Source organism: Parvibaculum sp., from assembly GCF_049672805.1.
Taxonomy (GTDB): domain Bacteria; phylum Pseudomonadota; class Alphaproteobacteria; order Parvibaculales; family Parvibaculaceae; genus Parvibaculum.
Genome location: NZ_JBATWS010000120.1, coordinates 1 through 20392 on the forward strand (window position 1 = coordinate 1; position 20392 = coordinate 20392).

At 60.2% G+C, this 20392-nt stretch carries 19 protein-coding genes; 5 read left to right on the plus strand and 14 right to left on the minus strand.

The genetic code is table 11. From position 1 onward, the window contains the following. Positions 1-59: 59 nt before the first annotated feature. The 3 genes from ntrC to dusB are packed head-to-tail and all read right to left on the minus strand — an operon-like array spanning position 60 to position 3605. Entirely contained in the window at positions 60-1502 is a 1443-nt protein-coding gene (ntrC, locus tag WBF74_RS03705; RefSeq protein ID WP_424435348.1) for a nitrogen regulation protein NR(I), read from the minus strand. Beyond that, positions 1495-2634, minus strand: a complete 1140-nt coding sequence (locus WBF74_RS03710) for a two-component system sensor histidine kinase NtrB (protein WP_424435351.1) — start codon at positions 2632-2634, stop codon at positions 1495-1497. Before WBF74_RS03710 ends, ntrC begins: the two co-directional genes overlap by 8 nt. After that, the gene (gene dusB / locus WBF74_RS03715) at positions 2634-3605 is read right to left on the minus strand and encodes a tRNA dihydrouridine synthase DusB (RefSeq protein ID WP_424435354.1); all 972 of its coding nucleotides are present in this window, start codon (positions 3603-3605) and stop codon (positions 2634-2636) included. Before dusB ends, WBF74_RS03710 begins: the two co-directional genes overlap by 1 nt. Before the next feature lie 166 nt (positions 3606-3771). Between dusB and WBF74_RS03720 the strand changes: the two genes are divergently transcribed. Genes WBF74_RS03720 through WBF74_RS03730 form a run of 3 tightly spaced genes read left to right on the plus strand, consistent with a single transcriptional unit; the run spans position 3772 to position 5919 of the window. Continuing rightward, on the plus strand, positions 3772-4923 hold the full coding sequence (locus WBF74_RS03720; protein WP_424435357.1) for a bifunctional 2-C-methyl-D-erythritol 4-phosphate cytidylyltransferase/2-C-methyl-D-erythritol 2,4-cyclodiphosphate synthase: 1152 nt from the start codon (positions 3772-3774) through the stop codon (positions 4921-4923). A 4-nt stretch (positions 4924-4927) separates the two neighbouring features. After that, entirely contained in the window at positions 4928-5428 is a 501-nt protein-coding gene (locus WBF74_RS03725) for a phosphatidylglycerophosphatase A family protein (protein WP_424435360.1), read from the plus strand. After that, the gene (locus WBF74_RS03730; protein ID WP_424435363.1) at positions 5425-5919 is read left to right on the plus strand and encodes a CinA family protein; all 495 of its coding nucleotides are present in this window, start codon (positions 5425-5427) and stop codon (positions 5917-5919) included. The genes WBF74_RS03725 and WBF74_RS03730 overlap by 4 nt, the downstream gene beginning before the upstream one ends. Here WBF74_RS03730 and WBF74_RS03735 read toward each other — a convergent pair. The 11 genes from WBF74_RS03735 to WBF74_RS03785 form a co-directional block, all read right to left on the minus strand. Next, positions 5894-6400 carry a type II toxin-antitoxin system RatA family toxin gene (locus tag WBF74_RS03735; RefSeq protein ID WP_424435366.1) on the minus strand — a complete coding sequence of 169 codons (507 nt, stop codon included), beginning with the start codon at positions 6398-6400 and terminating at the stop codon, positions 5894-5896. The genes WBF74_RS03730 and WBF74_RS03735 overlap by 26 nt on opposite strands. A gap of 4 nt (positions 6401-6404) precedes the next feature. Further along, positions 6405-7370, minus strand: a complete 966-nt coding sequence (gene lipA / locus WBF74_RS03740) for a lipoyl synthase (protein ID WP_424435369.1) — start codon at positions 7368-7370, stop codon at positions 6405-6407. 75 nt (positions 7371-7445) lie between these two features. Continuing rightward, positions 7446-7949 (minus strand): PAS domain-containing protein, encoded by a 504-nt coding sequence (locus tag WBF74_RS03745; RefSeq protein WP_424435372.1) that lies wholly within the window; start codon positions 7947-7949, stop codon positions 7446-7448. A 69-nt stretch (positions 7950-8018) separates the two neighbouring features. Beyond that, entirely contained in the window at positions 8019-9551 is a 1533-nt protein-coding gene (locus WBF74_RS03750) for a sulfatase (protein ID WP_424435375.1), read from the minus strand. 27 nt (positions 9552-9578) lie between these two features. Beyond that, a complete protein-coding gene (gene lpdA, locus WBF74_RS03755) occupies positions 9579-10976 on the minus strand; it encodes a dihydrolipoyl dehydrogenase (RefSeq protein ID WP_424435378.1) in 1398 nt (465 codons plus the stop codon). After that, a complete protein-coding gene (locus tag WBF74_RS03760) occupies positions 10976-12250 on the minus strand; it encodes a pyruvate dehydrogenase complex dihydrolipoamide acetyltransferase (protein WP_424435381.1) in 1275 nt (424 codons plus the stop codon). Before WBF74_RS03760 ends, lpdA begins: the two co-directional genes overlap by 1 nt. A 10-nt stretch (positions 12251-12260) precedes the next feature. After that, positions 12261-13658, minus strand: a complete 1398-nt coding sequence (locus WBF74_RS03765; protein ID WP_424435384.1) for a pyruvate dehydrogenase complex E1 component subunit beta — start codon at positions 13656-13658, stop codon at positions 12261-12263. 3 nt (positions 13659-13661) lie between these two features. After that, positions 13662-14714, minus strand: coding sequence for a pyruvate dehydrogenase (acetyl-transferring) E1 component subunit alpha (pdhA, locus tag WBF74_RS03770; protein ID WP_424435387.1), 1053 nt, complete (start codon positions 14712-14714; stop codon positions 13662-13664). A 165-nt stretch (positions 14715-14879) separates the two neighbouring features. Continuing rightward, the gene (locus WBF74_RS03775; protein WP_424435390.1) at positions 14880-15218 is read right to left on the minus strand and encodes an FtsB family cell division protein; all 339 of its coding nucleotides are present in this window, start codon (positions 15216-15218) and stop codon (positions 14880-14882) included. 86 nt (positions 15219-15304) lie between these two features. Further along, complete coding sequence (gene eno, locus WBF74_RS03780; protein WP_424435393.1) at positions 15305-16579, minus strand: phosphopyruvate hydratase; 1275 nt, start codon at positions 16577-16579, stop codon at positions 15305-15307. Positions 16580-16800: 221 nt separating this feature from the next. Next, positions 16801-17346: a PadR family transcriptional regulator gene (locus WBF74_RS03785; RefSeq protein ID WP_424435396.1), complete on the minus strand. Its 546-nt coding sequence runs from the start codon at positions 17344-17346 to the stop codon at positions 16801-16803. 328 nt (positions 17347-17674) lie between these two features. Between WBF74_RS03785 and WBF74_RS03790 the strand changes: the two genes are divergently transcribed. Then, complete coding sequence (locus tag WBF74_RS03790; protein WP_424435399.1) at positions 17675-19558, plus strand: DUF1302 domain-containing protein; 1884 nt, start codon at positions 17675-17677, stop codon at positions 19556-19558. A gap of 118 nt (positions 19559-19676) precedes the next feature. After that, a complete protein-coding gene (gene queC, locus WBF74_RS03795; RefSeq protein WP_424435402.1) occupies positions 19677-20390 on the plus strand; it encodes a 7-cyano-7-deazaguanine synthase QueC in 714 nt (237 codons plus the stop codon). Positions 20391-20392: the final 2 nt, after the last annotated feature.

Consider the following 20392-nt stretch of genomic DNA (forward strand, 5'->3'; position numbering starts at 1 on the left):
GTTGCGGGTTTACATCACCAGGGCGGGATGCGGGCGCAGGCGGAAGGCCGTTTCGTCCCTTACTTCAGGCCGCGGATGACCTGAATGTCGAGGTCACGGATCTTCTTGCGGAGCGTGTTGCGGTTGATGCCGAGGAGGTGGGCCGCCTTGATCTGGTTTCCGCGCGTGGCGGCGAGCGTCATGCTGAAGAGCGGCTTTTCGAGTTCCCGCAGCACGCGGTCATAAAGGCCGGGGGGTGGCAACTCGTCCCCATGCGCGGCGAAAATGCGGTTAAGGGTTCTCTCGACAGCGGCAGACAGAGGCTCGTCCGAGACAGGCTCTTCGGCAGGCTTGCCGAAATCCGGCTCGGCGAGTTCCGCCTCAAGGATCGAGGCGCCGATGGTCTCTTCGGTGTAGAGGGCAGCAAGGCGGCGCACGAGATTTTCCAGCTCACGCACATTGCCCGGCCAGCGATAGCGGCGAAGCAGCTCCATCCCCTCCGCATCAATCATCTTCGGCGGCAGGCCTTCATCCTCTGCCTGACCGAGAAAATGGCGCACGAGATCAGGCACGTCCTCGGAACGCTCCCGCAGCGGCGGCAGGCGGATGGGCACGACATTCAGCCGGAAGAAAAGGTCTTCGCGGAAAAGCCCCTGATTGATGAGCTGGCGAAGGTCGCGGTTTGTCGCTGCGACGATGCGCACATCGGTCTTGATGGGCGTGCGGCCGCCGACTGTCGTGTATTCCCCCTGCTGCAACACGCGCAGAAGGCGCGTCTGCGCTTCCATCGGCATGTCGCCGATTTCATCGAGGAAAAGCGTGCCGCCTTCTGCCTGCTCAAAGCGGCCCGTGGCACGCTGGCTTGCGCCGGTGAAAGCGCCTTTCTCATGGCCGAAGAGTTCGCTTTCGATCAGCTCACGCGGGATCGCGGCCATGTTCACGGCAACGAAGGGGCCGTTCCGCCTGCGGCCATAATCATGCAGCGCACGCGCAACGAGCTCCTTGCCGGTGCCACTCTCGCCCGAGATCATCACGGTGAGGTCCGTCTGCATGAGCCGCGCGAGAACGCGGTAAATGTCCTGCATGGCGGGAGAGCGGCCGATCAGCGGAATCTTTTCGTCTTCTTCCGGTTGCTGGCGCGCAATGCCCGGCTCACGCGGCGCGGTCATCGCCCTGTCCACCACTCGGATCAGCTCGTTAAGATCAAATGGCTTCGGCAGATATTCGTAGGCGCCGCGCTCCGCCGCCGTGATTGCGGTCTTGAGCGTGTTCTGTGCGCTCATCACGATGATCGGGATTTCGGGGCGCGCGCGTTTGATGCGGGGAATGAGGTCGAAGGCATTTTCATCCGGCATCACCACATCGGTGATGATGAGATCACCCTCCCCCTGGCTCACCCAGCGCCAGAGGGTGGCGGCATTGCCTGTGGCTCGCACATCATATCCGACGCGGCCGAGTGCCTGATTGAGAACGGTGCGGATCGCCGTATCGTCATCCGCAAGAAGAATGGTTCCGCTAGGCATGGACCTCTCCTGTGCGCGTGGGGGCATGATCATGTGCCACGGCGCTTGTATGCATAGGCAGCAGCACACGGAAAGTCGTTCGACGCGGCGCGCATTCACATTCGATGATGCCGCCATGATCGCCGATGATCTTTGCGACAAGCGCAAGACCAAGTCCGGTGCCGGAAGATTTTGTCGTCACGAACGGATCGAAGAGATGTTCCATCAGATCATCTGACACACCCGGCCCGTTATCGATTACGCAGATTTCAAGCGGCAGGCTCACGCGGTCGCGGCTGCCAGGCATGGAAAGGCGCACGCCGGGCCTGTAAGCGGTGGTGAGGATGATTTCGCCGTCACTCGCGCCGTCAATCGCCTCGGCGGCATTCTTCAGCAGATTGAGAAAGACCTGAATGAGCTGATCCTTATCGCCAAGAACAGGCGGCAGCGAGGGGTCATATTCCTCGACAATATGGATGTTGCGCGCAAAGCCCGTCAGTGCGAGCTGCTTCACATGGCCGAGAACAAGGTGAATGTTCACCGGCTCGCGCGGGATGGGGCGCTCGTCGGAGAAGACCTCCATCCGGTCCACAAGCTTGCAGATGCGGTCTGTTTCCTCGCAGATGAGACGCGTCAGCGTCTTGTCATCAAGCGGGGCTGACAATTCGAGAAGCTGGGCCGCACCGCGAATACCGGAAAGCGGGTTCTTGATTTCATGTGCGAGGATCGCGGCCATGCCGGTGACGGAGCGCGCCGCGCCGCGATGCGTCAATTGCCGGTCCATCTTTTGCGCCATGGTGCGCGCTTGAAGCAGCAGCAATACATGGCCCGGATATTCGGTCAGCGGTGTCACCTGAATATCGACGAGACGATCCCCGATACGCGGCGTGCCGATCTCGACGCCGTATTCATTCACCGAGACGCCGCGCTCGAAGACCTGTTCGATCAGCGCGATGAGCGGGCTGCCAAAGGCGACAATCTCTTTCAGCGGATGGCCGAGCAGCAGCGCTGAACTTGCCGCGAAAAACTCTTCCGCGCTGTCATTCACATACTCAATGGCGAGATCGCGGTTGAGCAGGATAACCGGATGCGGCATCGACTTCAGGATGACATGCGCTTCGGGTACACCGGCGGCGGAAAAGTTCTGCTGCATCACGCGGCCTCCCGCTTTCTGTTTTCGGCTGGCTCCGCTTCCGCTGCACAGCGATAGAAAGCAGCAAGAGCTTCCAGCACGGCGGCTGGCTCGCTCATCCGCACGATTTTTCGCTTCGTTTCCATTGCTTCTTCGGGGAAGCGGCGCGACGCCTCTTCGAGATACCAGACGAGATGCTTTCGCGCGACGCGGATGCCGAGGCCTTCGCCATAGTGATCTATCATGTCGCGGTAATGTGCGGCGACGATCTCGCCCTGCTCGCTCCATGACGGCGCGGGGAGCTTGTTGCCTGTCTTCAGGAAGTGAGCGATCTGCGCGAGGAACCAGGGACGCCCCTGCGCGCCGCGACCGACCATCACCGCATCGGCGCCGGAAGCGTCAAGGATGCTGCGCGCATCTTCCTCGCTCGTCACATCGCCATTCGCGACCACGGGAATGGAGACAGCCTTTTTCACTTCGGCGATGAAGTTCCAGTCCGCCCTGCCCTTATAGAATTGGCAGCGGGTGCGGCCATGCACGGTGACGAGCTTCACGCCCGCCGCTTCGGCGCGGGAGGCAAGTTCCGGTGCGTTGCGGGTCGCGTCATCCCAGCCCGTGCGCATCTTCAGTGTGACGGGCAGGTCAACCGCGCCGACCGTTGCCTCGATCAGCCCCAGCGCATGGTCGAGATCGCGCATGAGGGCCGAGCCCGAAAGGCCGGATGTCACCTGCTTTGCGGGGCAGCCCATATTGATGTCGATGATGTCGGCCCCTGCCGCCGCGGCGACCCTGGCCCCCTCCGCCATCCAGCGCGCTTCCCGCCCCGCAAGCTGGATTGAGAGCGGCGTGAACTCGCCAGCGCCTGCTGCACGGCGCACCACATCCGGCCTTGCCCGCACCAGTTCGTCGCTTGCCACCATCTCAGAGACGACAAGCCCCGCCCCTAGCCGGTGCGCGACCCGGCGGAAGGGCAGATCGGTCACCCCCGCCATGGGTGCCAGAAGCACAGGGTTTGGGAGGGTGTGGGAGCCGATGGATATGGTCAAACTATAGGCACCGAGAGAGATTGCACAAATTTTGAACAAAATACTTCCTGCCTAAAGTTTCGGCAAGGCAAATCGCTTGCACTGCGGCATTTGGGGTGCGAAACGAGCAGATATGAAAGTCGCCGCGCTGATCGTGGCGGCCGGTCGCGGCAGCCGTGCCGGGCCGGGCGCGCCCAAGCAATATCGCCTGCTGGCCGGGGTGCCGGCGCTCAGGCGGACCCTTGCGGCCTTTGCCGACCATCCGGGGATTTCCTCTATCCTGACGGTCATCCACCCGGATGACGAAGCCGCTTATGGGGAGGCGTCTGCGGGTGTGCCAAAACTGCTCCCCGCGACGCATGGCGGGGCAACGCGGCAGGCGTCCGTTCTCGCGGGACTGGAGGCGCTTGCGGCTGAGTGTGCTCCCGACCGCGTGCTCATTCATGATGCTGCCCGGCCCTTCGTTAGCGCGGGGCTGATTTCAGACTGCATCGGGGCGCTGGACAGGCATGAGGGCGCCCTGGCGGCCCTTGCCGTGACCGATACGGTCCGGCGCGGAGTATGCGGCATGGCGGGCGACACCATTCCGCGCGACGGACTGTGGCGTGCGCAGACGCCGCAGGCTTTCCACTTCGATGCCATTCTTGCCGCCCATCGGCAGGCAGCGGGTGCTGACTACACGGATGATGTGGCCGTAGCCGCAGCGTCGGGCATGGAGGTTGCGCTTGTCGAAGGGGATGAGAACAATTTCAAGATCACCAGTGCGGCAGATATTGACCGGGCAGAACGGATGCTGATGCAGAGCGGCGAAACGCGGACAGGCATGGGCTATGACGTGCATAGTTTCGGGCCGGGCGATCATGTCTGGCTTTGCGGCGTGCAGATCCCGCATGACGCCGGGCTGGTCGGACACTCCGATGCCGATGCCGGGTTGCACGCGCTGACGGATGCCATTCTCGGTGCGCTTGGCGCGGGCGATATCGGCCAGCATTTTCCGCCGAGCGACCCGCAATGGAAAGGCGCTGCCTCCGACATATTCCTCGCCCACGCGGCAGAACTGGCCGCAAAGGCTGGCGCGGTCATTTCCAATGTCGATGTGACGCTGATCCTTGAGGCGCCGAAAATATCTCCGCATACGGACAGGATGCGCGAGCGTGTTGCAGATATTCTCGGTATCGTCAGGGAGCGCGTGAGCGTGAAGGCAACAACCACCGAGAAACTCGGCTTCACCGGCCGACGCGAAGGCGTGGCGGCGCAGGCCGTTGCAACGCTTCGCTTCCGGTGACGCGATGATCCGCCTCACCGCCTTGCCGCCCACCCTTCCTCTCCATCACCCTGCTGCGCTGGCGGCGACATGGTTCGGCTCTGGTCTTCTTCGCCCTGCTCCCGGCACATGGGGCACGCTTGCTGCCCTTCCCTTCGCCTTTGCGATTGAGTGGGCAGGCGGCCCGCTCGTTCTTGCGCTGGCGGCGCTTCTTGTTTTTGCCGTGGGTATCCGGGCGGCGGGGCTTTACTGCGTTGCGGCTCAAAAGGATGATGCACCCGAAATCGTGATTGACGAAGTGGCGGCTGTCTGGCTCGTCGTCGCAGCCCTGCCCGCCACAGCCGAGGGATTCATTGCCGCTTTTGTCATTTTCCGCTTCTTCGACATTCTGAAACCCTGGCCGATCCGTCTGGCAGAGCGGCGCTTCAAGGGTGGTTTTGGTGTCATGATTGATGACATGCTGGCCGCTCTTATGGCGATCCTCGCCTATCTCGTTTTCGACCTTCTATGGACGGTTGTCTCATGAGCATGTTTCCGCGCCGCCTCATCCACCTCGCCGAACTGACCCTTGTCGATGCCCGCGAGGCAAAGCTGAAAGTTGCGACAGCCGAAAGCTGCACCGGCGGGCTGATCGCGGGCTTGCTGACGGAAATTGCGGGTTCATCGGACGTGGTGGAGCGCGGCTTCGTTGTCTATTCCAATGAAGCCAAGCGTGACATGCTCGGCGTTCCCGGCGACCTCATCGCGGATGTTGGCGCGGTGTCAGAGCCGGTTGCGCGCGCAATGGCAGAAGGCGCGTTGAAAAACTCCAGAGCTGACATCGCTGTCTCGGTCACAGGTGTTGCCGGGCCGGGTGGCGGCACGCCGATGAAGCCGGTTGGTCTTGTACATTTCGGCGCAGCACGGGCAGGTCGCAGCATCCTTCACGAGATGCAGCTTTTTGGCGACATAGGCCGTGAGGAAATCCGGCTCAAAAGCGTGGAAGTTGCGCTCAATCTGATGCGACGGATGATGTAGCCATCGATGCTGATGCCGGGCTGATCGCAGGGTCCACTTCATAAAGCGCCTCCGCGCGATCAATGAAAGCCTGCATCATCTTCGCAAAAGCACGCGAGAAGACCGCACCGATCATCTTTTCGAGCGTGGCGCTGCGAAACTCGAAATCAATGAAGAAGTGGATGCGCGTGCCGCCGCCCGGCAGCGCCTCGAAGTGCCAGTTATTGTGCAGATATTTGAACGGGCCCTGTACATAGGCAACGTCGATGCGGCGCTCTGCCGGATTGAGCGTCACGCGGCTGGTGAACTGCTCACGAAACACTTTGTAGGATACGATCAGGTCGGCAACCAGCACCTCATTCTCACCCTGCTTATCACGGCGGCGAATGCGAGCGCCATTGCACCAGGGAAGAAATTCCGGGTATCGATCAACGCCCGCCACCAGCGCAAACATATCGTCCGGGCGGTAAGGCACGTCGCGGGTCTGCTCATGCGCAGCCATGAGACTATCCCTGCGGGAGAGAGGCGTTCCGCGCTGCACGAAGACGAGCAAAGCCCTCGTCTGCATGATAGGAGGAGCGCGTCAGCGGGCTTGCCGATACGAGCAGGAAGCCCTTGGTGCGCGCGATGCGCTCATAAGACTTGAACTCTTCCGGCGTTACAAAACGGTCGATCGCGGCATGCTTGCGCGTCGGCTGGAGATACTGGCCGATGGTCAGGAAGTCGATGCTGGCCGAACGCATATCGTCCATCACCTGCAATACTTCTTCCCGCGTTTCACCAAGGCCAACCATGATGCCGGATTTGGTGAAGATCGTGGGGTCCAGTTCCTTCACCCGCTGAAGAAGGCGCAGCGAGTGGAAATAGCGCGCGCCGGGGCGGATGTTCAGATAGAGCCGCGGCACCGTTTCAAGATTGTGGTTGAAGACATCGGGCTTTGCCGCCACGACCTTTTCCAGCGCACCTTCCTTGCGCAGGAAGTCCGGCGTCAGAATCTCGATCGTCGTGCCGGGAGAGCGACGGCGGATCGCTTCGATCACTTCCACGAAATGCTGCGCGCCCCCATCCGCAAGGTCGTCACGGTCAACCGAGGTGATCACCACATGACGGAGGCCGAGCTTCTCGACGGCATTAGCCACACGCTCCGGCTCATCCGCATCAAGCGGCTCCGGCAGGCCGGTCTTCACATTGCAGAAGGAACAGGCGCGCGTGCAGGTGTCGCCCATGATCATCATGGTTGCGTGCTTCTGCGTCCAGCACTCGCCAATATTGGGGCAGCCTGCCTCTTCACATACCGTCACCAACCCGTTCTCACGAACGATCTGCTTCGTCTCGGCATAGACCGGGGAGCCGGGCGCACGGACACGAATCCACTCGGGCTTGCGCAGCACGGGCGTATCCGGCCTGTTCGCCTTTTCTGGGTGCCGGGGCCGGGCTGTGTCCGGCTGCACTGTATTCAGGATGGTGACCATGAGTCCTGACGGGCTGTTACGCTAGGAACATGGATAACGGCTCAGCCCGATTCAAGCAAATAAGGCGGATTTCCGTCATTTCTCAGGGGCTGGAAGCTCGAACAGGCCGCCTATCACCTGCAAGCCGCCGTCCTTGTCCACCGCCGGCAGGTAAATCGCCTCGTAATGGACGTGTTCCACATCAAGCCCAAGGAAACAGCCCTGCAGAAAGGCGGGCTTTCGCTTATTCATGACGCGATTGAGAAGCGCGATCTGATCCGCCGCCATATCCGGCAGGTAGCAATCAGTGAAGAGTTCGCCGGTGAATTTGCGGCCAAGGCGGCGTTCATTCTCGGCGCCGACAAGGCGATAACGCATGTCGGTGCCGCCGTTTACCGGCTCTACCACGAACATGCCGCCCATCAGCCTTGGCATATCAAGCGGGTCGAACGCGGCGCGCGGCATCAGCCCGTCGGGCTGCCTGCGCTCCTCCCAATAGGCGAGCATTTGCTGGCTGTGAGGGTGGGACGGCGTCTCCACCTCTCGCACGGCATAATCAATGCCTTTTTCCTCCACCCGTGCACCATGCCATATCGTCATGAGGCCACCTCCGGGGAAGGAGCATACCGCCTATTGCTGAACAAATTATCTCCGGACCGGCGCGCCCGGTCAGAGGCCAAGCCGCTGGAACTGGGTCTGCGGTGCCTCGAGCTCGACCAGCGCCGCCCGTAACCTTTCAGCACTCTCCTTTTCCGCGGCCGTTCCTGCGAGGTTTTGTTCTTCGCCGGGGTCTTCCAGCAAGTCGTAAAGATGGTGGCCGGAAAACTTTGCAAAGGCCCAGTAAGGCACCATGTCGCCCTTCTGCCATTGCTGATGGATGACGGGGACATTGCTGCCGGGCATCCGGTCCAGAAAGGCGCGCTCATCCGGCAGGGGCAGTTCCTGCTCGCGGGTCAGCATATGTGTCGGCATGGTGGACCAGCGGTTCGACATCATGCTGAGCGGGGCGTTATCTCCGGCAGGGCTGCGGGCATATTTGTAGCGCCCGTCAATATAGTGGACCTCCCTGCCCCATACGCCGGTAAGCAGCCAATCCCGCACGCTGCCTGTCTCCCCGCGCATCAGCGGCAGGAGCGAACGGCCGTGTGTCCGCTGGCGGACCTCGACGCCGAAACAGTCGGCAAGCGTTGCGAAGAGATCAACGCTTGTCGTCAGCGCATCGCATGTGCCGGGGGCAATGCCGGGATGCGCAATCAGCAGCGGAATATGGCCCAGCGGTTCATAGACCGGCACGCCGGGCTTGCCCCAGATATCTTTCTCTCCGAGATAGTGGCCGTGATCCGTACACAGAATGACCAGCGTATCATCCCAGAGATTCTTTCGGTCGAGTTCATCCAATATACGGCCGAACCATTTGTCGATCATGGTGAGCTTGCCGCCATAGGACGCGCGTAGCTGGCGTGCCTGCCGCTCATCGATTACGCCCCTGGCGATACCGCCCTGCACATAGGGCGGCCAGATGAGATGTGGGCCTTCCCAGTCCGGGTCATACATGGAGGCATAGGGCTCCGGCGTGTCGAATGGCTCATGCGGATCGAACTCATCCACGAACAGCATGAAGCGTTCGTGATGGCCCGCATTCTCCGCCAGCCAGCGCGCTGCCGCACTCATGGTGCGGGGGCCGGGGAAATCTTCCTCGCCCCGGAAATAGCCGCGCGAGTCATCATAGGGCATGTGCTTGCGCATGAAGTTCGGCGCGCCTGCCCAGCTCGGATCGGGCCGCGTCTTCCACGGATCTCCCTCATGGCCGCGCTGGTAATCCCAGGCAGTGAAATCAACGTGATAATTCTCGCCGCCCGTCTCGAAGAGATGTGGGTGATCGGAAATCAGCTGCGTCACCACACCCTTCTTGCGCAGCTCATAGGTAATGGCATCTTCCCAAAGCTCGACCGAGCCCCAGGGACGCCAGAGAAAATCGAGCGCACCGCAAAGAATGTCGTGACGGGCGGGTATGCAGGGAAGCGAGCCGGTGAAGTGGCGCGTGAAGCGCGTGGCGCGGGCCGCGAAGCGATCGAGATTTGGCGTCGCAAACTCCACGCCGCCATAAGCACCCAGCATATGCCGGTTGAGGCTGTCGAGCAGGATCACGACAGCATTCTTCGGCATGGCCGCCGATGCGGCTTTCTTCGGTTCAGTACTCACTTGATCCCCCCCTATTAATCCCCTGGATCAAGTATGGAGGACGCGGCCATAGGCGTCGAGTACGGCTTCATGCATTGCTTCGGAAAGCGTCGGATGTGGGAAGACAGTCTGCATGAGTTCGGCTTCGGTCGTCTCCAGTGTCATCGCAATGCCATAACCCTGGACAAGCTCGGTGACTTCCGGGCCGATCATATGTGCGCCGAGAAGTTCACCCGTTTTCGCGTCAAAGATGGTTTTGACGAAGCCGCCTGTCTCGCCAAGCGCGATGGCCTTGCCATTCGCCTTGAAGGGGAAACGGCCGACGTTCACTTCATGCCCCTGCTCTTTCGCTTTTGCTTCGGTAAGACCGACGCTCGCGATCTGGGGCGTTGAATAGGTGCAACCGGGGATGCGTCGTGTGTCTAGCGGGTGAAGGTTCTTCACACCCGCAATCCGCTCTGCCGCGAGCACACCTTCATGGCTCGCCTTATGCGCAAGCCAGGGCGGGCCAACGAGATCGCCGATGGCGTAAACATTCTTCACGCCTGTCTCCAGCCATTCATTTACGACGACATGGGTTTTCTCGATCCTGATGCCCGCTTCTTCGAGACCAAGATTTTCAACATTGCCGACAATGCCGACAGCCGAGATGATTTTCTCTGCCTCAAGCACTTCGTTCTTGTCGCCAATCCTGACTTCCATCTTCGCGCCCTTGGCGGAAATATCCGTCTTGTCGATCCTGGCCCCTGTGAGGATGCGGATGCCGCGCTTCTTGAAGGCACGGGCGGCCTCTTTGGAAATATCTTCGTCTTCAGCCGGGAGAATGCGGTCCAGCACCTCGACCACCGTAACCTCAGCACCGAAGGCGCGGTAAAAGCTCGCAAACTCGATACCGATGGCACCCGAGCCGACCACGATCAGCGATTTCGGAATTGCCTTCGGTACCATTGCTTCGCGGTAGCTCCAGACGGTTTTGCCGTCCGGTTCCAGCCCTTCAATCACCCGCGCGCGTGCGCCGGTGGCAAGAATGATGTTCTTCGCGGATATGTCGCGCGACTTGCCATCTTTTCCCTCAACGGCGATCTTGCCCTTTCCAGCAAGTCTTCCCGTTCCTTCGATCACGTCGATCTTGTTCTTCTTCATCAGGAAAGTGACGCCGGATGAAAGCTGTGCTGCCACATCCCGGCTCCGCTTCACCACAGCCTCGGCGTCATAGGTAATCTTTTCAGCCTTGAGGCCATAGTCACCGAGATGCTGCATCGTCTCGTAAATCTCGGCGGAGCGGAGCAGCGCCTTGGTCGGGATGCAGCCCCAGTTGAGGCAGATGCCGCCCAGCGCATCGCGTTCCACAATCGCGGTTTTAAGACCTAGCTGCGACGCGCGGATCGCCGCAACATAGCCGCCGGGACCGGAGCCGATCACCACGACATCATAATTTTCCGCCATCACAGAAGCATCCTTGCCGGATATTCTACATAGGATTTGAAAGCATCGAGAAAGCGTGCGCCCAACGCGCCATCAATCGCGCGATGGTCGCAGGACAGGGTGACCGTCATCACCGTCGCAACCTTGGCCTTACCGTTCTTCACAACGGGGCGTTCCTCCCCTGCGCCCACGGCGAGAATTGCCGCCTGAGGCGGGTTGATGACGGCGGTAAAATGCTTGATACCGAACATGCCGAGATTGGAAATGGAGAAGCTGCCGCCCTCATACTCGGAAGGCTTGAGCTTCTTGTCGCGGGCGCGAACGGAAAGCGACTTTGCTTCTTGGGATATCTCGACAAGCCCCTTCTTCTCGGCATTGCGAATGATCGGCGTAATGAGACCGCCATCAATGGCGACAGCAATGCCGATATCGGCGGATTTGTGCTTCAGTAGCGCATCGCCCGCAAAGCTCACATTCACATCCGGCACCTTGACCAGCGCGAGCGCGGCAGCGCGGATGAGGAAATCATTGACGGAAAGTTTCACGCCTTCCGGTGCTTCCTCGTTGAGCCTTGCGCGAGCGCCCAGCAGTTCATCGAGCCTGCAATCCACCGTCAGATAGAAATGCGGTATCTCCTGCATAGCTTGCGTAAGCCGCCGCGCAATCGTCTTGCGCATCCCGTCCAGTGGCACCTCTTCATAAGTGCCTTCTTCATAGAAGACGCGTGGATCGATGCCCGAGGCGGGCGCGGAAGCCGCCGCCTGTTTTTTCTCCGGTGATTTTGTCTCGCCGCGCGGCGCGCCTTCCAGATCCGCCTTCACGATGCGGCCATGCGGGCCTGAGCCTTCGATGCGGCCGAGATCAATTCCCTGCTGCGCAGCAATGCGGCGCGCGAGGGGCGACGCAAAAATGCGCTCGCCCTTTTGCACCTCTGCTTCCGGCGCGGGTTTGTCTTTTCCGGTTGGTCTTTCGGAATCAGCCGGCTTTTCAACTGCCGCTTTCTTCTCCGGCTTTGCCGGTGCAGCCGCGTGTTTCAGCGCGCTTTCATCCTCGCCTTCTTCGAGAAGAATGGCGATCACTTCGTTGACAGGGACGCCCTCGGTACCCTCGGTGACAAGAATGTCGCCGATAATGCCCTCGTCCACGGCCTCGACCTCCATCGTGGCCTTGTCAGTTTCGATTTCAGCGATGACATCGCCTGCACTGACCTTGTCGCCCTTCTTCACATGCCATTTGGCAAGTGTACCCTCTTCCATTGTCGGTGAAAGAGCGGGCATGAGGATGTTGACCGGCATGTTCGCCTCCTCAGCGGTAGCAGACGGTTTTCACCGCCTCTACCACTTCCTCAGCGCTGGGCAGCGCCAGCCTTTCCAGATTGGCAGCATAGGGCATCGGCACATCCTTTTGCGTTACCCGCAGAATGGGTGCATCAAGCCAGTCAAAAGCCTTTGCCTGCACTTCCGCTGCTATCTCCGCACCGATACCGCAGACGGGCCATGTCTCTTCGACGGTCACGAGACGGTTCGTCTTTTTCACAGATGCAATGATCGTGTCCATATCAAGCGGGCGGATAGTGCGAAGGTCGATCAGTTCAACATCGATACCCTCCTGCTCAAGCTGCTCGATGGCATCAAGGCAATAGGTAAGCCCGTGGCTGTGCGAGACGATAGTGACGTCTGACCCTTCCTTCATCACGCGGGCCTTGCCGATGGGCAGGACGTGATCCTCGATCTTCGGCACCTTGAAGCTCTTGCCGTAGAGAACTTCGTTTTCTAGGAAGATCACCGGGTTCGGGTCGCGGATCGCGGCCTTGAGGAGTCCCTTCGCATCAGATGCAGAATAAGGTGCGATAACGATGAGGCCCGGAATATGGGCGTACCAGGACGAATAGTCCTGACTGTGCTGGGCCGCGACACGCGCCGCCGGACCGTTCGGCCCCCGGAAGACGATGGGACAGGACATCTGCCCGCCAGACATGTAACGCGTTTTTGCCGCCGAATTGATGATCTGATCAATCGCCTGCATGGCGAAGTTGAACGTCATGAACTCCACAATGGGCCGCAAGCCCGCCATAGCCGCGCCGACGCCAAGCCCTGCAAACCCGTGTTCCGTGATTGGCGTATCGACCACGCGCCTGTCGCCAAACTCCGCAAGCAGGCCCTGCGTTACCTTGTAGGCGCCTTCATATTGCGCGACTTCCTCGCCCATGATGAAGACCCTGTCGTCGCGGCGCATCTCTTCGGCCATCGCGTCGCGCAACGCCTCGCGCACAGTCTGGGTGACGAATTCCGTTCCTTCCGGAATATCCGGATCGGATTTCACCTCCACTTTCGGTTGAGCGCGCTCGGCCTTCGTCTTCTCCCCGCTCTCGCGGCTCGTTACTTCTCCCTGACCGGGTTTCGTTTTCGGCGCGGTGGCCTTCTCGGGGGCTTCTTCTTTTTCGACTGTGGAGACGTCCTCACCCTCGCCCGCAAGCAGAGCGATGACTTCATTCACCTTCACATTCTCCGTGCCTTCATCGACAAGCAGCTTTGCGACGGTGCCGTCATCTGCGGCTTCGACTTCCATCGTCGCCTTGTCGGTTTCGATTTCAGCAATCACGTCACCGGATTTTACTTCGTCGCCTACCTTCACATGCCATTTGGCAAGCGTGCCCTCCTCCATCGTCGGCGAGAGCGCGGGCATGAGCACTTTGATCGCCATGACTCAGGCCTCCATCTCGGCAAGAACATCCGTCCAGAGTTCGGACGGATCAGGCTCCGGGCTGGACTGGGCAAATTCGGCCGCTTCATTGACGACAGCCTTGATCTCCTTGTCGATCTGCTTGAGGTCGTCTTCCGAAAGCCACTTCTTTTCAAGCAGGCGGACGCGCACCTGCTCGATCGGATCATGTTCGGCGCGCATCTTGTTCACTTCTTCCTTCGCGCGATATTTCGCCGGGTCCGACATGGAGTGACCGCGATAGCGATAGGTCATCATTTCAAGGATATAAGGCCCCTTGCCTGATCGACAGAATTCCACTGCCCGCCTGCCTGCATCGCGTACGGCGCGCACATCCATGCCATCGACCTGCTCGCCCGGAATGTTGAAGCTCACGCCCCGCTTCGACAGGTTTGTCTGGGCGCTGGCGCGGGCAAGGCTGGTGCCCATGGCGTACTGGTTGTTCTCGATCACATAGACGACGGGGAGTTGCCACAGCTCGGCCATGTTGAAGCTTTCATAGACCTGGCCCTGGTTCGCGGCGCCATCGCCAAAATAGGTGAGGCAGACGCGGCCATTTTCTTCATAGCGATTGGCGAAGGCGATGCCGGTGCCAAGTGGCACCTGTGCTCCGACGATGCCGTGGCCGCCGAAGAAGTTTTTCTCGCGGCTGAACATATGCATCGAGCCGCCCTTGCCTCTGGAGTATCCACCTTCGCGCCCGGTGAGTTCTGCCATCACGCCTTTCGGGTCCATGCCGGTTACGAGCATGTGGCCGTGATCCCGATAGCCGGTGATGACCTGATCCCCCTCTTCAATCGCCATCTGCATTCCGACGACGACCGCTTCCTGCCCGATATAGAGGTGACAAAATCCGCCGATCAGCCCCATGCCATACATCTGCCCCGCCTTCTCCTCGAAGCGGCGGATCAGCAGCATCTCGCGATAGGCGCTGATCTCTTCCTCCTTCGTGAAGGGCGTCGGTCCGTCCACGGACTTTTTCGCCTGCTTCTTTGGCCCCGTCTTTCGGGGCGCCGGTTTGGCGGAGCTAGATGCCATCGTGAGACCTCGACTTCTTCAGGTGGACGACATGCGCGCATGGAGCGGGCCTCAATGAACCCGCTGCCACACCTTAAAAGTGGAGCATAAATGTTTGGTTTCAATGAAAGATTAGCGAGTTAACCGAAATCCAGTTAACTAACGCTGCGGCGGGAGGCCGAAAAATCAGCGTGCAGGACGCGCGGCACCTGCGGGCGGATCAAGAAAGATCACGATCTCGCCCGGATTTGCATAACCCAGCGCCGCCCGGGCCCGCTCGTCCAGCAGATCAGGGTCGAGGCTTTCGGGACGGAGCAGCGCCACTTGCCGGTCCAGCTGGGCGCGCTTTGCCTCCACTTCGGCAAGCTGGTGCTCCAGCGTGTCGATGCGGTTCTGGATATCGAGCCAGGAGATGAAGCCGTGACGCCCATAGACCGCGTGATAGGCGAAATAGCCAAGCGCGATGATGCAGATGAACGGAACCAGCGCCTGACGAAGGCGAAGCGGCTGCGAAGGACGAATCACGACATGGTTGCTCATAGGCAAGAGGGAATCATATAGCGATTCCAACGGTCAAGCGGGATTTGCTCAAACCGTTGTTCTTTGCCTGTTTATCCCTTCAGGATAGAGCGACCGGCATATTCCGCCGACGGACCAAGCGCCTCTTCGATACGGATGAGCTGGTTGTATTTCGCCAGACGGTCCGAGCGCGCGAGCGACCCGGTCTTGATCTGACCGCAATTCGTCGCAACGGCAAGGTCGGCGATGGTGGCGTCTTCCGTCTCGCCGGAGCGGTGAGACATGACGGCGGTGTAGCGTGCCTTATGCGCCATCTCGACGGATTCCAGCGTCTCGGTCAGGGAGCCGATCTGGTTCACCTTCACGAGGATCGAGTTGGCAACGCCCTTGGCAATACCGTCTGCCAGACGGCGCTTGTTAGTGACGAAAAGGTCGTCGCCCACGAGCTGCACCTTGCTGCCGATGCGATCTGTCAGCGCTTTCCAGCCCTCCCAGTCATCTTCGGCCATGCCGTCTTCGATGGAGATGATCGGATATTTGCCCACAAGCTCCGCCCAGTAATCGACCATGCCGCCCGCGTCGAGCTTCCGGCCCTCGCCTTTCAGATCGTAAACGCCGTCCTTGAAGAACTCGGTGGAAGCAGCGTCGAGCGCGAGGAAGATGTCATCGCCCGGCTTGTAGCCCGCCTTTTCGATCGCCTTCATGATGAAGCCGAGCGCGTCCTCCGTGGAGGCAAGGTTCGGCGCAAAGCCGCCTTCATCGCCCACATTGGTGTTGTGACCGGCTGCCTTCAATTCGCTGCGCAGCGTGTGGAAGATTTCAGACCCCATGCGCACCGCATCGGCAATCGAGCCTGCGGAGACCGGCATGATCATGAATTCCTGAATATCGATCGGGTTGTCGGCATGCTCGCCGCCATTCACGATATTCATCATGGGAACGGGAAGCACACGGGCAGCCGGGCCACCGACATAACGGAAGAGCGGCTGACCGAGCGAGGCCGCCTCCGCCTTCGCCACCGCAAGTGAAACGCCGAGAATCGCGTTCGCGCCAAGGCGAGATTTGTTGTCCGTGCCATCGAGTTCGATCATGGTGCGGTCGATCTGGATCTGCTCCGCCGCATCCATGCCGCCGATCGCATCAAAGATTTCATTGTTTACGGCAGCAACGGCCTTCTGCACGCCCTTGCCCTTGTAGCGGGAGCCGCCATCGCGCAGTTCCACCGCCTCATGCGCGCCCGTCGAAGCACCCGACGGTACGCCTGCGCGCCCGAGAGAGCCGTCCTCGAGCAGTACATCCACCTCAACCGTGGGATTGCCCCGGCTGTCCAGAATTTCGCGACCGATAATGTCGATGATGGCGGCCATGTCGTCCCGTCTCTATTTTTCCAATGGTGAGGTGGCACCGGACTCTGCACCCGGCGCGGGTTTCATAGCCGAGGGTGGCACCGAGCGAAAGGGGCTATTCGCGCAAATTCACTTTCGGGTCGTGCGGCCCGGCTGCAGCCTGCTTCCGAACAAGCAGAACAGCCCGGGCCGGCAAAGCCCGGGCGCTCACCAGACATATAAAGGTGTCCAGCCCCTGCCTATCAGGCCGGCGCGACCTGGTCGATCTCGTCCGGGCACCGGGCGAGCAGCGATGCGGAATTCTTCATCAGATAGTCGCGTTGCGCCTGCAATATCGCCTCTGCGAAACCGATGCAGAACCGCTCTCCATCCTGCAGCGTCGGCTTTGCCTGACGCCGCTCAAGATCGTTCAGCACCTCGATGGTCTCGGCGAGGCGCTTGTCGAGCAGTTCCTTCACCCGCCAACGCGGCAGGAAGGGAGCGTAACTGAGAATGAAGATGAATTCGGAGCGCATGCGGTGCTTTGCATCGCCCGACATGAGTGCCTTGAGCGCCGCTCCCCGTCCCGCCTCGGTCAGCTCATAGACTTTTTTATTGGGACGATTGTCCTGTTCGACCTTCTGGAAGGTCACAAGCCCCTCGGCAGCAAGCTCGTTCAGCACCGGATAAAGATTCGAAAGACTCACATCCAGCAGCTTCGAGACGTCCTGCTCCATCGTCTTCTTGATGTCATATCCCGTTGCCGGTCCCGACATGAGGATGCTCAGCAACAGTTCTCTGGTGTTCAACCCGCTTCCCTCCCAGAACAGCAGATCCGGCACTTGTCACATATGCCGTTTCAGTATATTCCCTTACTAATAGGTTTTTCTCACCTATAAACTTTACACTCATAACAGATTGACCCACGCGGTTATCCCTCCTCGATCCCCGCAAAAGGTCAGCATCCCTCACCAAACTTGGGCCGGTTCCGGCGGAGCCGGCCGCTCCATTGCCCAATCCGCCGCTGTCACGGGGCAGACAACAAAAGAATCCATCCAGTAGGGAGGAACCTTAAAAATGATAGTATCGACAGGAATGACCCCTGTCACGAACGAACCGGTTTCGCGTAAAAATCGGTTGGGGGCATCTGCAGTTGCCGTAGCGTTTGCTTCGGCTCTTCTGTTTTCTACTTCCGCCTCGGCGGCTTCTTTCGTTTTTGGCGATCTCAATGTCCAGGTCGATACGACGGTTTCGGCCGGTATCGGGCTGCGTACAAGTGACCGTGACTGCACGAAGGTGTCACTCGTCAATGGTGGCTGCCGCAATGGCGATGGCCGTGCGACGGGCATCAACTCCGACAACGGCAACCTGAACTTCGACCAGTGGGACTTCATCAACCAGACGTTGCAGGCGACTGTTGATATTCAGGGCACATGGGAGAATTACGGCTTCTTCGTCCGTCCGACCGCTTTCTACGACTTCGTCTATGCCGAAAATGACCTCCGGTTCCGTGACCTGAACCCGAATGCCAAGGATCAGCTCGATTACGACATCGACGTCCTCGATGCCTTCGTCTATGGCAGCTGGGATATTGAAGGCCATCAGACCACGCTCCGCGTCGGCCGTCAGGTGCTGAACTGGGGTGAGAGCATGTTCATCCAGGGGGGTATCAATAACTTCCAAGCCATTGATGTTACTCGCATTCGTACGCCGGGCGCGGAACTCAAGGACGCGCTGACGCCGATGCCGATGATCTTCGCATCGACCACTGTCACGCCGAACCTTTCCGTCGAGGCTTTCTGGCAGTTCTCCTATGAGCGCACGGAACTTGACCCGGCTGGTTCGTTCTTCTCGACCGACGATATTGTCGGCCGTGGTTCTCTGCCGGCGCTGCTCAATGCGGTGATCGACAATCCTGATCTCGCCGCTCCTCCCGGTACCTTCCCGCCCAATCCGCTCGTCCCGATTGCCGTGCAGCGCACCAGCGACCGGATCGAGAGCGACACGGACCAGTTTGGCGTGGCACTCCGCTACTACGCCGAAGAACTGGGTGATGGCGTGGATTTCGGTCTCTATGCCGTTCGCTACACGAGCCGCCTGCCCTATCTCGGCTTCACGACCGGCCCCGACGATCTGGCATCGGCGTGTGCGTTTGTCGCTGGCGCAGGTTTGGGACTGGACTGCTTCTCGGCGGTGCCCGCCCTTCAGGCGGCGTCGCTTCAGGCAGCCTTCGGCTATGCGGCAGGCCAACTCAAGCACTTCTACAGCTTCCCGACCATCGAGACGCTGGGTGCGAGCTTTGCCACCACGCTCGACGGCACGGCGATTTCGGGTGAAATCTCCTACTCTCCCGACATGCCCTTTGGCGTTTCTGACGTTGCGCAGAATGCGTCGCAGCTCGACGGCACAGGCGCCACTGGCGTTCTGTTCCCGTCCGCTGGTCCGGCCAGCCCGCTCGCGCCTGCCGGTCCGAACCAGGATACGGTTCACATGATCGAACTGGACGCGATTCAGGGCCAGATCGGTGCGGTGCAGCTCTGGAGCACGACGGACCCGATCACAGAGTTCTTCCGTGCGGATCTCGCGACGCTCGTGTTCAACGCCGGCTTCGTCTATGTGCAGGATGCCAGCAGGTATCCGCTCAATCGCGTCGGTCCGGAAGGCGGTATCGCCAATCCGGGTGCCGCGGCGCTGCTGGGTGGCATCACCAACCCGAAATATGCTGACGACATGTCCTATGGCTATCGTCTCGTTTTCGCGCCGAGCTACAACAATGCCTTCGGCACGGCCCTGACGCTGACGCCGAGCATTTCCTGGCGCCATGACCTGCAGGGCAACTCGCCCGGCCCGAACACGGCCAACTACCTGCAGGGCCTGAAGCAGATTTCGCTTGGTGTTTCGGCCGACTACCAGAACACATGGCGGGGCAATGTGAGCTACACCAACATCTTCGGTGCCGGCTTCGACAACCCCACACATGATCGTGACTTCATCATGGCGAGCGTTTCCTACTCGTTCTGATCCGAAGTCAAGGATGACAAGCAAAGCCCCGGAAAAGCAGCCTTTTCCGGGGCTTCTCTTTGTCCGCTTGACGACAGCGGACGGCTCCTGTTCAACAGCGCGAACGGAGCGTTGATAAATGACTGAACTGGCAAGCAAAAAGGCACTCGTGCTGTTTTCGGGCGGACAGGATTCGACTGTCTGCCTGGCCTGGGCGCTTGCCCGCTATGGCGAGGTCGAAACGGTCGGCTTCGACTATGGCCAGAAGCACAATGTTGAGCTTGAGTGCCGGTTGCGCCTGCTGGGGCGGATACAAGCCCTTTTTCCTGAATGGCGCAGCAGGCTCGGCCCGGACCACATGCTCTCCCTCACCGAACTCGGGCAGATCAGTGAGACGGCGCTCACGCGTAATGTCGAGATCGAGATGGATGAGAGTGGCCTGCCCTCGACCTTCGTGCCGGGGCGCAACCTGCTCTTCTTCACCTATGCCGCCGCGCTCGGCTATCGGCGCGGAGCGCATGTGCTTGTGGGCGGAATGTGCGAGACGGACTACTCCGGCTACCCGGACTGCCGCGCCGATACGCTTTCGGCGCTCGAACAGGCGATTGCCCTCGGCATGGACAAGCCTTTCTGCATCGAGGCGCCGCTCATGAAGATAGACAAGGCGGCAACATGGAAGCTGGCGGAGGAACTGGGCGGAAAGCCGCTTGTCGATCTCATCATAGAAGAGAGCCATAGCTGCTACCGGGGCGACCGGACCCGGCGACATGACTGGGGCTACGGGTGCGGCATCTGCCCCGCCTGCGAATTGCGCGCGCGGGGCTATGATGCCTTTGTGGCGGCGGAAGGCTGAGG

Coding starts and splice junctions, on each gene's coding strand:
- pdhA (WP_424435387.1), bottom strand. CDS start 14,714: ATGGCATCTAGCTCCGCCAAACCGGCGCCCCGAAAGACGGGGCCAAAG.
- dusB (WP_424435354.1), bottom strand. CDS start 3,605: ATGGCGGGGGTGACCGATCTGCCCTTCCGCCGGGTCGCGCACCGGCTA.
- WBF74_RS03725 (WP_424435360.1), top strand. CDS start 4,928: ATGATCCGCCTCACCGCCTTGCCGCCCACCCTTCCTCTCCATCACCCT.
- WBF74_RS03765 (WP_424435384.1), bottom strand. CDS start 13,658: ATGGCGATCAAAGTGCTCATGCCCGCGCTCTCGCCGACGATGGAGGAG.
- lpdA (WP_424435378.1), bottom strand. CDS start 10,976: ATGGCGGAAAATTATGATGTCGTGGTGATCGGCTCCGGTCCCGGCGGC.
- eno (WP_424435393.1), bottom strand. CDS start 16,579: ATGGCCGCCATCATCGACATTATCGGTCGCGAAATTCTGGACAGCCGG.
- WBF74_RS03720 (WP_424435357.1), top strand. CDS start 3,772: ATGAAAGTCGCCGCGCTGATCGTGGCGGCCGGTCGCGGCAGCCGTGCC.
- WBF74_RS03760 (WP_424435381.1), bottom strand. CDS start 12,250: ATGCCGGTCAACATCCTCATGCCCGCTCTTTCACCGACAATGGAAGAG.
- lipA (WP_424435369.1), bottom strand. CDS start 7,370: ATGGTCACCATCCTGAATACAGTGCAGCCGGACACAGCCCGGCCCCGG.
- WBF74_RS03710 (WP_424435351.1), bottom strand. CDS start 2,634: ATGCAGCAGAACTTTTCCGCCGCCGGTGTACCCGAAGCGCATGTCATC.
- queC (WP_424435402.1), top strand. CDS start 19,677: ATGACTGAACTGGCAAGCAAAAAGGCACTCGTGCTGTTTTCGGGCGGA.
- WBF74_RS03735 (WP_424435366.1), bottom strand. CDS start 6,400: ATGGCTGCGCATGAGCAGACCCGCGACGTGCCTTACCGCCCGGACGAT.
- WBF74_RS03730 (WP_424435363.1), top strand. CDS start 5,425: ATGAGCATGTTTCCGCGCCGCCTCATCCACCTCGCCGAACTGACCCTT.
- ntrC (WP_424435348.1), bottom strand. CDS start 1,502: ATGCCTAGCGGAACCATTCTTCTTGCGGATGACGATACGGCGATCCGC.
- WBF74_RS03745 (WP_424435372.1), bottom strand. CDS start 7,949: ATGACGATATGGCATGGTGCACGGGTGGAGGAAAAAGGCATTGATTAT.